This window comes from Antarcticimicrobium luteum, assembly GCF_004358185.1.
GTDB lineage: Bacteria > Pseudomonadota > Alphaproteobacteria > Rhodobacterales > Rhodobacteraceae > Antarcticimicrobium > Antarcticimicrobium luteum.
Window position 1 is genome coordinate 25,690 of sequence record NZ_SMUV01000066.1, and the last position, 13,909, is coordinate 39,598.

Annotated in this window: 17 protein-coding genes; 12 read left to right on the plus strand and 5 right to left on the minus strand. The window is 66.7% G+C overall.

What is annotated here, in order from left to right:
• Position 1 precedes the first annotated feature (1 nt).
• Both E1832_RS11650 and ispH read right to left on the minus strand, forming a co-directional pair.
• Positions 2-616 carry a LysE family translocator gene (locus E1832_RS11650; RefSeq protein WP_133360054.1) on the minus strand — a complete coding sequence of 205 codons (615 nt, stop codon included), beginning with the start codon at positions 614-616 and terminating at the stop codon, positions 2-4.
• On the minus strand, positions 613-1,563 hold the full coding sequence (gene ispH, locus E1832_RS11655; RefSeq protein WP_133359934.1) for a 4-hydroxy-3-methylbut-2-enyl diphosphate reductase: 951 nt from the start codon (positions 1,561-1,563) through the stop codon (positions 613-615). The genes E1832_RS11650 and ispH overlap by 4 nt, the downstream gene beginning before the upstream one ends.
• A gap of 154 nt (positions 1,564-1,717) precedes the next feature.
• Here ispH and E1832_RS11660 point away from each other — a divergent pair, with 154 nt between their 5' ends.
• Positions 1,718-2,206: a c-type cytochrome gene (locus E1832_RS11660; RefSeq protein ID WP_133359935.1), complete on the plus strand. Its 489-nt coding sequence runs from the start codon at positions 1,718-1,720 to the stop codon at positions 2,204-2,206.
• 47 nt (positions 2,207-2,253) lie between these two features.
• Here the strand turns inward: E1832_RS11660 and E1832_RS11665 are convergent, their stop codons facing one another.
• The gene (locus tag E1832_RS11665) at positions 2,254-2,829 is read right to left on the minus strand and encodes a LabA-like NYN domain-containing protein (RefSeq protein WP_133359936.1); all 576 of its coding nucleotides are present in this window, start codon (positions 2,827-2,829) and stop codon (positions 2,254-2,256) included.
• A 137-nt stretch (positions 2,830-2,966) separates the two neighbouring features.
• Between E1832_RS11665 and folK the strand changes: the two genes are divergently transcribed.
• From folK to rnc, 8 genes are all read left to right on the plus strand, one after another.
• Positions 2,967-3,536 carry a 2-amino-4-hydroxy-6-hydroxymethyldihydropteridine diphosphokinase gene (folK, locus tag E1832_RS11670; protein WP_133359937.1) on the plus strand — a complete coding sequence of 190 codons (570 nt, stop codon included), beginning with the start codon at positions 2,967-2,969 and terminating at the stop codon, positions 3,534-3,536.
• A gap of 102 nt (positions 3,537-3,638) precedes the next feature.
• Positions 3,639-3,992, plus strand: coding sequence for a DNA-directed RNA polymerase subunit omega (gene rpoZ / locus E1832_RS11675; RefSeq protein ID WP_133359938.1), 354 nt, complete (start codon positions 3,639-3,641; stop codon positions 3,990-3,992).
• A 22-nt stretch (positions 3,993-4,014) separates the two neighbouring features.
• Complete coding sequence (locus E1832_RS11680; protein ID WP_133359939.1) at positions 4,015-6,147, plus strand: RelA/SpoT family protein; 2,133 nt, start codon at positions 4,015-4,017, stop codon at positions 6,145-6,147.
• Positions 6,148-6,177: 30 nt separating this feature from the next.
• Positions 6,178-6,834, plus strand: coding sequence for a DUF2062 domain-containing protein (locus tag E1832_RS11685; RefSeq protein ID WP_133359940.1), 657 nt, complete (start codon positions 6,178-6,180; stop codon positions 6,832-6,834).
• 34 nt (positions 6,835-6,868) lie between these two features.
• Positions 6,869-7,615 carry a pyridoxine 5'-phosphate synthase gene (locus E1832_RS11690; RefSeq protein WP_133359941.1) on the plus strand — a complete coding sequence of 249 codons (747 nt, stop codon included), beginning with the start codon at positions 6,869-6,871 and terminating at the stop codon, positions 7,613-7,615.
• 52 nt (positions 7,616-7,667) lie between these two features.
• A complete protein-coding gene (gene acpS / locus E1832_RS11695; protein ID WP_133359942.1) occupies positions 7,668-8,099 on the plus strand; it encodes a holo-ACP synthase in 432 nt (143 codons plus the stop codon).
• 56 nt (positions 8,100-8,155) lie between these two features.
• A complete protein-coding gene (gene lepB / locus E1832_RS11700; RefSeq protein WP_133359943.1) occupies positions 8,156-8,992 on the plus strand; it encodes a signal peptidase I in 837 nt (278 codons plus the stop codon).
• Complete coding sequence (gene rnc, locus E1832_RS11705; protein WP_133359944.1) at positions 8,989-9,672, plus strand: ribonuclease III; 684 nt, start codon at positions 8,989-8,991, stop codon at positions 9,670-9,672. The genes lepB and rnc overlap by 4 nt, the downstream gene beginning before the upstream one ends.
• A 98-nt stretch (positions 9,673-9,770) precedes the next feature.
• Here the strand turns inward: rnc and E1832_RS11710 are convergent, their stop codons facing one another.
• On the minus strand, positions 9,771-10,124 hold the full coding sequence (locus E1832_RS11710) for a hypothetical protein (protein WP_133359945.1): 354 nt from the start codon (positions 10,122-10,124) through the stop codon (positions 9,771-9,773).
• Positions 10,125-10,383: 259 nt separating this feature from the next.
• Here E1832_RS11710 and E1832_RS11715 point away from each other — a divergent pair, with 259 nt between their 5' ends.
• A complete protein-coding gene (locus tag E1832_RS11715; protein ID WP_133359946.1) occupies positions 10,384-11,358 on the plus strand; it encodes a glutathione S-transferase family protein in 975 nt (324 codons plus the stop codon).
• A gap of 136 nt (positions 11,359-11,494) precedes the next feature.
• Here the strand turns inward: E1832_RS11715 and E1832_RS11720 are convergent, their stop codons facing one another.
• Complete coding sequence (locus E1832_RS11720) at positions 11,495-11,857, minus strand: response regulator transcription factor (protein WP_133360055.1); 363 nt, start codon at positions 11,855-11,857, stop codon at positions 11,495-11,497.
• A gap of 169 nt (positions 11,858-12,026) precedes the next feature.
• Here E1832_RS11720 and E1832_RS11725 point away from each other — a divergent pair, with 169 nt between their 5' ends.
• Positions 12,027-12,989 (plus strand): threonine-phosphate decarboxylase, encoded by a 963-nt coding sequence (locus E1832_RS11725; protein WP_133359947.1) that lies wholly within the window; start codon positions 12,027-12,029, stop codon positions 12,987-12,989.
• Positions 12,986-13,906 (plus strand): adenosylcobinamide-phosphate synthase CbiB, encoded by a 921-nt coding sequence (cbiB, locus tag E1832_RS11730; protein WP_133359948.1) that lies wholly within the window; start codon positions 12,986-12,988, stop codon positions 13,904-13,906. Before E1832_RS11725 ends, cbiB begins: the two co-directional genes overlap by 4 nt.
• The last annotated feature ends 3 nt before the right edge of the window (positions 13,907-13,909 follow it).

Below are 13,909 nucleotides of genomic sequence, written 5' to 3' on the forward strand. Positions count from 1 at the left end.
CTCAGATCCGCTCCAGCGCCAGACGGCCCGCGAGGGCCGCGAAAAGCGCGGCGAAAGAGCGGTTGAGCCAGCGCATCACCCTCTCGGACCCCAGCACCAGCGCGCGGGCCTGGGCGGCGCAGAACCCGTAGAGGATGAAGACGGCCAGCGTCATCGCCATGAAGATACCGCCGAGGCCGGCCATCTCGATGGTGGCGGTGGCCGGGTCGCCGGAGAGGAACGGCGGCAGCAGGGCGAGGAAGAACACCGACAGCTTGGGGTTCAGGATATTGATCAGCGCACCGCGCCGGGCGATGCGCCAGCCGGGCTCGCCGCTGCGCTGCGCCGCGACGCTGAGCGCCCCACCCGATTTCAGCGACTGCCAGGCGAGGTAGAGCAGATAGGCGACGCCGGCGAATTTCACCCCGTTGAACAGCAGGGCAGAGGCATGCAGGATCGCCGCCAGGCCCAGCGTCGCCGCAGCAAGGTGCGGCACGATGCCGAAGGTGCAGCCGAGCGCGGCCCAGAGCGCTGCACGCCGCCCCTGCCCCAGCCCCAGCGCCAGGGTATAGAGCACCCCGGTTCCCGGCGCGATCACGACGACGAAGGCGGTCAGCAGGAATTGCAGCGACATCAGGCGGGCTCTCTCAACACGCGCGGCACCTTGAACTCTACGTTTTCGATGGCGGTTTGTACGGTTTCCACCGTCACCTCGAAACGGTCGCGGAAGGCGTCGATCACCTCGTTGACCAGCACCTCGGGCGCCGAAGCCCCGGCGGTGATGCCGATGCTGGAGATCCCCTCCAGCGCGCGCCAGTCGATATTCTCCGCCCGCTGGACCAGTTGCGAATAGGAACAGCCGGCCTTGGCCCCCACCTCGACCAGACGGCGCGAGTTGGAGGAGTTCGGCGCGCCCACCACCAGCATGGCATCGCAGTTCTGCGCCATCGCCTTCACCGCCTCCTGCCGGTTGGTGGTGGCATAGCAGATGTCCTCCTTGTGCGGACCGACGATGGCCGGGAACCGCGCCCGCAGCGCGGCGACGATTTCGGCGGTGTCGTCGATGCTGAGCGTGGTCTGGGTGACATAGGCCAGCTTTTGCGGATCGCGCACCACGACATCGGCCACGTCGGCGGGGGTTTCGACCAGCAGAACCTCGCCCTCGGGCAATTGCCCCATGGTGCCGATGGTCTCGGGGTGGCCGGCATGGCCGATCATGATCATCTGCAGCCCGTTGTCGGAATGGCGTTGCGCCTCGATATGCACCTTGGAAACCAGCGGGCAGGTGGCATCGACATAGACCATGTGCCGCCGCGCCGCCTCGGCCGGGATCGCCTTGGGCACGCCATGCGCCGAAAAGATCACCGGCCGGTCCTCGGGACAATCCTCCAGCTCTTCGACAAAGACGGCGCCCTTGTCGCGCAGCCCGTCGACGACGAATTTGTTGTGCACGATCTCATGGCGCACATAGACCGGCGCGCCCCATTTCTCGAGCGCCATCTCGACGATCTTGATGGCGCGGTCGACGCCGGCGCAGAAGCCGCGCGGCGCGGCGAGATAGAGGGTCAGGGGCGGTTTGCTCATGTCGCGGTCTCCTTGCCCAGACAGGTAAGGCGTCAGGGCGCGATGGTCCAGTCCGCCCGCCGCCCAAGCCGCCACTCACGCAGCCGTGATTGGACCTTCCGGCGCGGGAGGCGGGCAGGTCAGCGCAGAGGAAACCGATGCTTGGGGGCGCAGGATGAAGGAACGGATCGCGGGAACCGGACGGATCTGGAAGATCGGAGGGATCGGCGTGGCCGCGCTGGCCGCCGCGACGCTGTTCTGGTCGCAAACGGGCGCAGAGGCGCAGCCAGGGCTGCTGCCCTATACCGATGCGAAGATCGTGGCGCGCGGCGCCGAGGTCTACAAGGGGTTCTGCGCCAGTTGCCACGGCGCCCGGCTGGAAGGACAGAAGAACTGGCGCGAACGCGACGCCGAGGGATATCTGCCCGCCCCGCCCCATGACGAGAGCGGCCACACCTGGCACCACCCGGACAAACAGCTTCTGGCGCTGACGTGGCATGGCACGGCGCAATTGGTCGGCGGCGGTTACATCAGCCGCATGCCCGGGTTCAAAGACACCCTAAGCCCGGACGACGTTGTTGCCGTGCTGGCCTATATCAAGAGCACCTGGCCCGACGCGGTCATCGAACAGCACAACACGATCAACGCCCAGGCGGGAAACTGAGCGGCGACGCCGGGCCCCAACCCGGCGCGCCCCTTCCCGTCAGGGGATCAGTTGTTGGCGTAAGCCACGCTGCGCGTTTCCGAAGACTGGTTCTCGCGCGGCGGCCGCCCGATCACTTCCTTCAGCTCTTCCAGTTCGATGAAGTTGTCGGCCTGGCGCCGCAGGTCGTCCGAGATCATCGGCGGCTGGCTGCGGATGGTCGAGACCACCGAAACGCGAACGCCCTGACGTTGCAGGCTGGCCACCAGCGGACGGAAATCGCCATCGCCCGAAAACAGGACGATGTGATCGACGCGCGGCGCCAGTTCCATGGCATCGACCGCGAGCTCGATATCCATGTTGCCCTTGACCTTACGCCGGCCCATGCTGTCGGTGTATTCCTTGGCCGGCTTGGTCACCATGGTGAACCCGTTGTAATGCAGCCAGTCCACCAGCGGGCGGATCGGCGAATACTCGTCATTCTCAAGCAGGGCGGTGTAATAAAAGGCCCGCAACAGTTTACCGCGGCGCATGAATTCATGGCGCAGCAATTTGTAGTCGATGTCGAACCCCAGCGCCTTGGCCGCCGCGTAAAGATTCGAACCATCGATGAACAGCGCGAGCCGTTCGTCTTTGTAAAACATAAAAATGTCCTTCCGGTGTGATCATTTCACCGTGGCGTTCCGTGAGTGAGTGAATAAAATCTGGCGAAATGATGGTACCAAAATAAGTGAAATCCAATGTATCGCAAGGCCAGACTGGGCGCGAAAGCCCGGCGAAATTGACCGGATTCCGGTCAAATGCCCTGATTGCGCTGGGGGCGAACCTTCCCTCCCGCGCCGGATCGCCGCAGCGGACGCTGGTGGCGGCGGTCGCCGCGATGCCCCCGCGCGGGCTGGCGATTCGCGCCGTCAGCCGGTTTTTCGTCACCCCCTGCTTTCCGCCCGGCGCCGGGCCCGACTATGTCAATGCGGTGGTCGGGGTCGAAACCGACCTCGATGCGGTCGACTGCCTGGCCGCGCTGCACACAATCGAGGCCGCCTTTGACCGCGAACGCCAGCAGCGCTGGGGAATGCGCACACTGGACCTGGACCTGTTGGCAATGGACGCCGCTGTCGCCCCCGACCCCGCGACCCAGACCCGGTGGCGCGACCTGCCGGCCGAGGAGCAGCGGCGGGCCACGCCCGACCGGCTGATCCTGCCGCATCCCAGGCTTCAGGACCGCGGTTTCGTGCTGGTGCCACTGGCCGACATAGCGCCCGGCTGGAGACATCCGCTCCTGGGGCGGACCGTTCATGACCTGCTGGCCGCGCTGCCGGCGGCGGAGGTGGCGCAAATCCGCCCGATCTGAACCCTTGATTTCTGCGGTTACGGGCTGTTCCCGCCTTGTCAAGCCAGAGATTCGCGGATACAAACCGCCGTTCCGGACCCAAACTGTATTGGAGATCACCTCATGGCCCGCGTGACGGTTGAAGATTGCGTAGACAAGGTACCGAACCGGTTTGAACTGGTGATGCTGGCCGCGCACCGCGCGCGCGAAGTGTCCGCCGGTGCCGCGATCACCGTGGACCGCGACAACGACAAGAACCCGGTCGTTGCCCTGCGCGAAATCGCCGATGAGACCCAGAGCGCGGACGAACTGCGTGAACGTCTGATCGAGTCGAACCAGACCCAGATCGAGGTGGACGAGCCGGAAGAGGATCAGATGGCCCTGTTGATGGGGGCCGAGCAGGACAAGCCGGCCGAGGACGACATGACCGAGGAAATGCTGCTGCGCAAGCTGATGGAGGCCCAGGGCCAGGGCTGAGCGTGATGGGGACGCGGACGGAATGATATCGGCCGAAGACCTGATTGCGCTGGTCCGCAACTACAACCCCAAGACCAACGCCGCGCGTATCACTGCCGCCTATGAATACGGGCGGCAGATGCACGATGGGCAGGTCCGCCGTTCGGGCGAGCCCTATTTCAGCCACCCGGTGGCCGTCGCCGCGATCCTGACCGAACAGCGGCTGGACGACGCGACGATAATTACCGCGCTCCTGCACGACACCATCGAGGACACCAAGGCGAGCTATTCCGAGGTGTCCGGCCAGTTTGGCCGTGAGGTGGCCGAACTGGTCGACGGCGTGACCAAGCTGACCAACCTGCAGCTCTCCAGCCGCGAAACCAAGCAGGCGGAGAACTTTCGCAAGCTGTTCATGGCGATGTCCAAGGATCTGCGGGTGATCCTGGTCAAGCTGGCCGACCGGCTGCACAACATGCGCACCATCAAGGCGATGAAGCCGGAAAAGCAGGCCCAGAAGGCCCGCGAGACGATGGACATCTTTGCGCCGCTGGCCGGGCGCATGGGCATGCAGTGGATGCGCGAGGAGCTGGAGGATCTGTCGTTCCGGGTGCTGAACCCCGAGGGGCGGCAGTCGATCATCCGCCGCTTCATCACGCTTCAGCGCGAGACCGGCGACGTGATTCACCGGATCACCGGCGACATGCGGCACGAGCTGGAAAAGGCCGGGATCGAGGCCGAGGTGTTCGGCCGCGCCAAGAAGCCCTATTCGATCTGGCGCAAGATGCAGGAGAAGGAACAGGGGTTCTCGCGCCTGTCGGACATCTACGGGTTCCGCATCATCACCGGCAGCGAAGAGGATTGCTATCGCGCGCTGGGGGCGATCCACCAGCGCTGGCGCGCGGTGCCGGGCCGGTTCAAGGATTACATCAGCCAGCCGAAATCAAACGGATACCGCTCGATCCATACCACCGTGTCGGGCCGCGACGGCAAGCGCGTCGAGGTGCAGATCCGCACCCGCCAGATGCATGATGTGGCCGAAACCGGCGTGGCGGCACATTGGTCCTATCGGGACGGTGTGCGCAGCGAGAACCCCTTTGCCGTCGACCCGGCCAAGTGGATCACCTCGCTTACCGAGCAGTTCGACGCCGAAGAGGACCACGAGGATTTCCTCGAGGCGGTCAAGCTCGAGATGTATTCCGACCAGGTGTTCTGCTTCACGCCGAAGGGCGATGTGGTGAAACTGCCGCGCGGGGCGACACCGATCGATTATGCTTATGCGATCCACACCCGCATCGGACATGCCTGTGTCGGCGCCAAGGTGGATGGCATCCGGGTGCCGCTCTGGACCCGGCTGAAGAACGGCCAGTCGGTCGAGATCATCACTGCCGAGGGGCAGACCCCGCAGGTCAGCTGGCTGGAGATCGCCACCACCGGCAAGGCGCGCACCGCGATCCGCCGCGCGCTGCGCGAACTGGATCGCGGCCGCTTTATCAAGCTGGGCCACGAACTGGCGCGATCGGCCTTCGATCATGTGGGGCGCAAGGCCACCGACAAGGCGCTCGACGCCGCCGCGCGGCATCTGCGGCTGAAGGATCGCGACGAGCTTCTGGCGCGGCTGGGCAGCGCCGAACTGACCGCGCATGACGTGGTTCAGGCGGTCTATCCCGAGCTTAGCCGCGACGAGGGCGAACAGGTGTCGCCGCGCCGGGCGGTGATCGGGTTGCAGCCGGGCCAGAGTTTCGAGCGCGCGCCCTGCTGCCAACCGCTGCCGGGCGAGCGCATCGTCGGCATCACCTATCGCGGCAAGGGCGTGGTGGTGCACACCATCGACTGCGACACCCTGAGCGAGTTTGAGGATCAACCGGGCCGCTGGGTCGATCTGCACTGGCATTCGGGCACCCACCCGGCCGCCTACAACGTGACGCTGGACCTGACCATCGGCAACGACGCCGGGGTACTGGGGCGTATTTGCACATTGATCGGCGAGAAGAAGGCCAATATCAGCAATCTTGAATTCGTGGACCGCAAACCGGATTTCTACCGTCTGATGGTCGATGTGGAACTGCGCGATGTGGAACAGCTCCACTCACTGATGTTAATGCTCGAGGCTGAAAGCGATGTGGCCTCGGTGGAACGCTACCGCGAGAAGCCACCGGCCCACACCGCGGCGCGCTGAGTTCGGCACAGGGACGAAAGGACGACGACGTTGGTATTCAAACGCCGGGATCGCCGCTCGCTCCTGAAAATTGTTGTCGAATTTTTCTATCCTCGCGGCGGTTGGTACCGGGCCTTTCTTTATGTCAAGCACCGGGTCCGCCGCCTGCCCGACACACCGGAGCGGATCGCGCGGGGCATCTTTGCCGGGGTGTTCACCACCTTTACCCCGTTCTACGGCATGCATTTCGTGGTCGCCTTCCTGGTCGCGCGGGCGGTCCGGGGCAATATCCTGGCCGCGCTCAGCGCCACCTTCTTCGGCAATCCGCTGACCTATGTGCCGATCGGGGTGATCTCGCTCAAGACCGGGCATTTCCTGCTGGGCACCCAGTTCGACGAGAACCGCCATACCGGGTTTCTGGGCAAGTTTGCCCGGGCCGGCGGCGATCTGAAGGACAATATCTTTGCCCTTTTCACCGGCCGCGAGGCCGACTGGAACGGGCTGACGGTATTCTATCACGACATCTTCTATCCCTATATGGTCGGCGGTCTGATCCCGGGCCTGGTGGCCGGCATTGTCGCCTATTACCTCAGCGTGCCGCTGATCCGCGCCTATCAGCAGCGCCGGCGCGGCCGGATCAAGGCCAAGTTCGACGCGATCAAGAAAAAAGCCAGGGCAGAGGCTGACGTCGGCGAAAAGGCGGATTAGTGTCGGCGCGCAATCTCTGGCAAGGAGTCTTCCGATGACCGATCACCGTCTGCGGCTGGGCGTGAATATCGACCATGTCGCCACCGTGCGGAACGCCCGCGGCGGTGCCTATCCCGACCCGCTGCGCGCGGCGAAACTGGCCGAGGCGGCCGGTGCCGACGGCATTACCGCGCATCTGCGCGAGGATCGCCGCCATATCTCGGACGCCGACATCGAAGGGCTGGCAGAGGCGCTGAGCGTGCCGCTGAATTTCGAGATGGCGGCAACCGATGAGATGCAGGCGATCGCGCTGCGCCACAAGCCGCACGCGGTGTGCCTGGTGCCCGAAAAGCGCGAGGAGCGGACCACCGAGGGTGGGCTGGAGGTCGCGCGCGAGGAAAACCGGCTGGCCCATTTCATCGCGCCGCTGCGCGATGCGGGCTGCCGGGTGTCGATCTTCATCGCCGCCGACCGGCCGCAGATCGAGGCCGCCCACCGCATCGGCGCCGCGGTGATCGAGTTGCACACCGGGGCCTATTGCGACGCCCACGCCGAGGGCCGGTTCGATGAGCGCGACGCCGAGCTGGCGCGGCTGCGCGAGATGTCGGCTTTTGCCCATTCGCTGGGGCTGGAGGTCCATGCGGGCCACGGGCTGACCTACGACACGGTGCAGCCGATCGCCGCCTTTCCCGAGGTGCGCGAGCTCAACATCGGCCATTTCCTGATCGGCGAGGCGATCTTCCGCGGCCTCGACCCGGCGATCCGCGAGATGCGCCGGCTGATGGACGAGGCACGGGGGTGATCCCTGCGCCGGTAGCGAGCTCTGCCCCGGCGCGCAGGCGGACGGCGGCGCCATGATCCTCGGCATCGGCACCGATCTGGCCAATATCGACCGGGTGGCCCGCACGCTGGAGCGGTTCGGCGACCGGTTCCGCAACCGCGTCTTTACGGAGATAGAACAGCGCAAGGCCGAACGCCGCCGCGACGTGGCCGGCACCTATGCCAAACGCTGGGCCGCGAAAGAGGCCTGTTCCAAGGCGCTCGGCACCGGTTTGCGCATGGGCATCGCCTGGAAGGACATGGGCGTCAGCAACCTGCGGACCGGCCAACCGGTGATGCAACTGACCGGCTGGGCCGCCGAGCGGCTGGCGCAGATGACGCCGCCGGGACACGAGGCGATTGTCCATGTGACGCTGACCGACGATCACCCCTGGGCGCAGGCCTTTGTGGTGATCGAGGCGCGGCCGATTGCCGGCCCGGAGGGGGCGGCCGGCCCGCCCGCTTGACTTACCCCGGCCCGCCCCGCAAGAAGCGCCCAACCCCATTCCGAACGGAGGCCCGCATGGCCCGCACAGAAAAAACCGGACACGCCATCTGGGAGACGGTCAAGACCATCGTCTATGCCCTGCTGATCGCCGGGGTGTTCCGGACCCTGTTCTTCCAGCCGTTCTGGATTCCGTCGGGCTCGATGAAGCAGACCCTGCTGATCGGCGATTTCCTGTTCGTCAACAAGATGGCCTATGGCTATTCCTATGCCTCCTGCCCGAACATCAAGCTGCCGGGCATCGGCATCGATATCGACGCCGAGGACATCTGCGGATTTCTCAAGGGCGACAACAGCCGCGTCTGGGGCGGCGAGCCCGAGCGCGGCGATGTGGTGGTGTTCCGCCATCCGGTCACCGGGAGCGATTTCATCAAGCGTCTGATCGGCCTGCCGGGTGACCGCATCCAGGTCATCGACGGGGTGCTTCAGATCAACGGCGAGGCTGTCAAGCTCGAGGCGGACGGCGTGTTCGAGGAGCTCTCGGCTCCGCAGGGGCCGCAGGGCCATCGCCCGCGCTGTGAAAACGGCCCGGTGGGCAATGGCGGCACCTGCGAGAAATCGCGCCAGATCGAGACCCTGCCGAACGGTGTGCGCCACGCCATCCTCAATATCGGCGATCAGAGCTCGGACCACACCGGCGTCTATACCGTGCCGGAGGGCTACTATTTCTTCATGGGCGACAACCGCGACAATTCCGCCGACAGCCGTCTGCCGCAGGCCGCCGGCGGGGTCGGTTTTGTCCCCTATGAAAACATCGTCGGCCGGGCGGATCGCATCATGTTCTCCTCCGCCGGACGTTCCATGCTGTTTTTCTGGACCTGGCGCAGCGACCGGTTCTTCAAGGGGATCGAGTGAAACTTTCGGCGGAACTGAGAGCCTTCGAGGCCCGGATCGGCCATCGGTTCGCGCGGCCGGAACTGCTGGTGCGCGCGCTGACCCATGGCTCTGTCTCCTCGACCACGCGCGCGGACAACCAGCGGCTTGAGTTCCTCGGCGACCGGGTGCTGGGGCTGGTGATGGCCGAGGCGCTGCTGCTGGATGACAAGAAGGCGACCGAGGGGCAGCTCGCGCCGCGCTTCAACGCGCTGGTGCGCAAGGAGGCCTGCGCCGAGGTCGCGCGCGAGGTCGATCTGGGATCTGTTCTGAAGCTGGGCCGGTCCGAGATGCTCTCGGGCGGACGCCGCAAGCAGGCGCTGCTGGGCGACGCGATGGAGGCGGTGATCGCCGCCGTCTACCGCGATGGCGGCTTTGAGCCGGCGCGCGAGATGATCCTGCGGCTCTGGGGCCGCCGCATCCAGAGCGTCGAAGAGGATGCCCGCGACCCCAAGACCGCGTTGCAGGAATGGGCGCAGGCGCGCCGTCTGGCACCGCCGAAATACGTCGAGCTGGGCCGCTCCGGCCCCGATCACGCGCCGGTCTTCACCATCGCGGCACGGCTGGACAACGGCGAAGAGGCCGAGGCCACCGCCGGCTCCAAGCGTCAGGCCGAACAGGCCGCCGCCAAGGCGCTGCTGAACCGTCTGGAAAGCGCCTGAGCCGGGGTCTCCCGCTCAAAGAAAAACCTCCAAGAAGATTTCCCCCTGCGCGGCTTTTTCTGTGGGTCGGGCCGGTTCGGATTTCCGCCGACGCGGCCTCAGTCCGGCCTGGGCAGCAGCGCCACCGGCGCGTCCGGATCGCGGCTGTAATCCAGCGGCGCGCGGTCACTGGCCGGTGTGTTGCGCTTGAACTCGAACCGCATCTCGCCGCCGTCCTCCTCGGCCGCGACGATCAGGCATTGATAGAGGTGCCGGCTGCCGTCGTAGAGATCGACCAGACCGCGCAGATGCGCCGCCTCTGCCTCCTCGACCGAGAAGCCGTCGCGCCACAGCCGCAGCACCGGGTGAAAGGCGTCATCCGCCAGCACCCGCAGCCGGCTGGCCTTTTTCATCCCCGCCAGGCGCGCCGCATCCATGCCTTCGCGCAGTTCTTTCGACAGATAGGTGGTCACGTCACACTCTCCTCACGCCTGACCCGACTCTGCGCCGCCGCCTGAAAAAAGCAAGCGCGCGGAGCGCATGGCCCGTCCTGGCGGCGGATTTCCCGCCGGCTGTTGCGGCAACGGTTCACCCCGCCGGTGATGCCCCCCGCCCGTCATCGACCCGCCTGTGACCCGCCTGTGCGCAGGTGCAGACCCGGTGCGCAGCAGCCGCACTGGGCGCGCGGGCGCGCAGGCCCTAACTTTGGCGGGAACCGCGATGGAGGGCAACATGGGCATGCTGATAGACGGCGCCTGGCAGTCCGGCTGGATCGACACCTCGAAGACCGGCGGACGATTCGAACGCGCGGCGGCGCAATTTCGCAACTGGGTGACCCCGGACGGCAGCCCCGGACCCGGCGGCGTCGGCGGGTTCGCGGCGCAATCGGGGCGCTATCACCTCTATGTCAGCCTGGCCTGCCCCTGGGCGCACCGCACACTGATCTTCCGAGCGCTCAAGGGGCTGGAGGATCACATCGGCGTCTCGGTGGTGCATCCCGACATGCTGGCGGACGGCTGGACGTTTTCCACCGATTTCGAGGGCGCCACCGGCGACCTGCTTTATGGCCACACTCTGGCACATCAGATCTATACCCGCGCCGATCCCGCGTTCAGCGGCCGGGTCACGGTGCCGATCCTCTGGGACCGGGAGCGTGAAACCATCGTCTCGAACGAAAGCGCCGAGATCATCCGCATGTTCAACTCGGCCTTCGACGGCATCACCGGCAACACGTCAGACTTTTGGCCCGAAGATCTGCGCGCGGCGATCGAGCCGATCAATGCGCGGATCTATGACACGGTGAACAACGGCGTCTACAAATCCGGTTTCGCCACCACCCAGTCGGCCTATGAAGAGGCGGTGCATCCGCTGTTCGACACGCTCGACTGGCTGGAGGCGCGGCTGGGCGAGGCCCGCTATCTGATGGGCGCGCGGATCACCGAGGCCGACTGGCGGCTGTTCACCACGCTGATCCGGTTCGATCCGGTCTATCACCTGCATTTCAAATGCGCCAAGCGGCGGATCGTCGATTACCCCAATCTCTGGGCCTACACGCGCGAGCTGTATCAGTGGCCCGGCGTCGCCGGAACGGTGAATACGGACCACATCGTGCGCCATTACTATTTCAGTCACGAGACCATCAACCCGCACCGGATCGTGCCGGCGGTGGCCAAGCCGGACCTTTGGGCGCCACACGGGCGGGGGTGAGGCCCGTCTCGGAAACCCTCCGGGAGGCGGTTTCAGGGCCGAACTGGCGGGGGCCCGGGCAAGCGCAAAAAAGGCCGCGATTGTCCGGCGCCCAGGGTGTTGATCCGGCGTGTCGGGCAGAACAAACCACCTCACCTCACCGCGCCGCGCCGTAATGCTCCACAATGGCGGCCAGATCCTCCGGCGGGGTGTTGCTGCGCACGTAGGCGCAGGCGTTGGCACTGTGGGAAAAGATCGATCCGTCGGAAAAAAAGGTGCTGTCGGTGACAAAGACCACCCGTGTCTCCGGGCTGCGGTAGCTGGCGAAATCGGCCACCGCCAGCGCGCTGCCCGCCTCCAGGATGAGGTCCAGAACGATGATGTTGAACTCCTCGGACTGAAGCGCGAGGATCGCCTCGCTTTGCGATCTGACCAAACGAACCTCGCCGCCCTGCCGGCGCAGATGCCGCGCCCAGAGCCCGCCCAGATCCGGATCGCCCTCGACGATCAGGATCCTCAGGATCCCGTCTGAAACGCGACCGGCCCCCACGCACAACCTCCGTTCTTTTGCCATTTGAACACTAACGAGTTTTCGTGTTTTGTCCAAGCGGCGCGACCGCCCCGCTTGTGCCCCGGGGCAAAATCCGGTTGAAGCGGCGCGACACCCCCTCAGCCACCGGGTCCGCCACATGCCGCACCAAGCCCCAGCCCAGCCTCAGCCCGGCCGCGATCATGGCGGCGGGCTGGACGCCGCCATCGCCCGCCATGGCGGCACGCGCGGCCAGTGGCTCGATCTGTCCACCGGCATCAACCCCGTTCCCTATCCGCTGCCGCCGGTCGCTGCGGCAGACTGGACCGCCCTGCCCGACCGCGCCGCGCAAACGGCGCTGACCGATGCCGCGCGCGCCTTTTGGCCCGTGCCCGGGGGCGCCGGAGTGCTGGCCGCGCCCGGCGCCTCGGCGCTGATCGCGCGGCTGCCGGCGCTGGCACCGCCGGGCCGGGTCCGGATCGACGCGCCCACCTACAACGAACATGCCGCCGGATTCGCCGCCATGGGATGGTCGGTCGTCGCCGGCGACCCGGCCGAGGCCCGGGTTCTGGTGCAGCCGAACAACCCCGACGGGCGTTTGCGGTACGCGCAGGAGGCCGACGCGCCGCTCACCATCATCGACGAAAGCTTCTGTGACATCTGCCCGGAGCAGAGCCTGATCGCGCTGGCCGACCGGCCCGGGGTGGTGGTGCTGAAAAGCTTTGGCAAGTTCTGGGGGCTGGCCGGGCTGCGGCTGGGATTTGCCATCGCCGCGCCGCAGACGATCGCGCGGCTGGCCGAGCTGCTGGGCCCCTGGCCGGTCTCCGGCCCGGCCATGCGGATCGGGGCGGCGGCGTTGCGCGATGGCCGCTGGGCCGAGGAGACCCGCGCACGGCTGGCCCGCGATGCCGTCAGGCTGGACGCGCTGATGATCGCGCGCGGCGCGGCTCTGGCAGGCGGCACCGATCTGTTCCGTCTCTACCGGGTCGCGGATGCGGCGGCCTGGCAAGACCGGCTGGCGCGGCAGCACATCTGGACCCGTGTGTTTCCCTATTCGTCGCAGCTGTTGCGGCTTGGTCTGCCCGCTGCCGGGGGTTGGGACAGGCTGGAGACGGCGCTGTGAGCACCGCCGCCCTGCTCGCCGCCGCGCTGCTGCTCGACGCGATGCTGGGCGAGCCCGCCTGGCTGTGGTCGCGGCTGCCGCATCCGGCGGTGCTGATGGGGCGCGCGGTGGCGGCGCTGGACCACTGGCTCAACCGGGACGAGGCGCGGGGGATAAAGGGGGCGCTGGCGCTCGCGCTGCTGGCGCTGGGGGCGCTGACGCTGGGCCAGATCATCGGCTGGCTCGGGCCGGTGGCGGACCTGCTGACGGCGGCGGTCCTTCTGGCGCAGCGGTCCCTGGCGGAGCATGTGCGCGCCGTGGCCGGGGGGCTGCGCCAGTCCCTCCCCGCCGGGCGCGAGATGGTGGCCCGGATCGTCAGCCGCGACACCCGCGACATGGACGCGCCGCAAATCGCCCGCGCCGCCATCGAGAGCGCGGCCGAGAACCTCTCTGACGGGGTGATCGCGCCGGCCTTCTGGTTCCTGATATTGGGAACTCCGGGCCTCATTCTGTACAAGGCCGTCAACACAGCGGACAGCATGATCGGCTACCGCACCCCCCGTTACGAGGCGTTCGGCAAGGCGGCGGCGCGCGCCGACGATCTGATGAACCTGATCCCGGCGCGGCTGACCGGGCTGCTGATCGCGCTCTTTACCGGGCAGATGAGGCGCTGGTCCGGGATCGTCGCGGATGCGCGGCGGCACAAATCGCCCAATGCCGGCTGGCCCGAGGCGGCGATGGCCCGCGCGCTGGACGTGTCGCTGGCCGGGCCGCGCAGCTATGACGGGCGCATGCGCGATCTGCCCTGGGTCAACCGGGCCGGGCGCCGCCGCATCGGCGCCGCCGAGATCGAGGCCGCCACGCGTCTGCTCTGGCGGGTGTGGATGATTTTCCTGCTGCTGATTGTTGCCTGCGCGCTGTTGCTGCCGCTAAGATAGGGT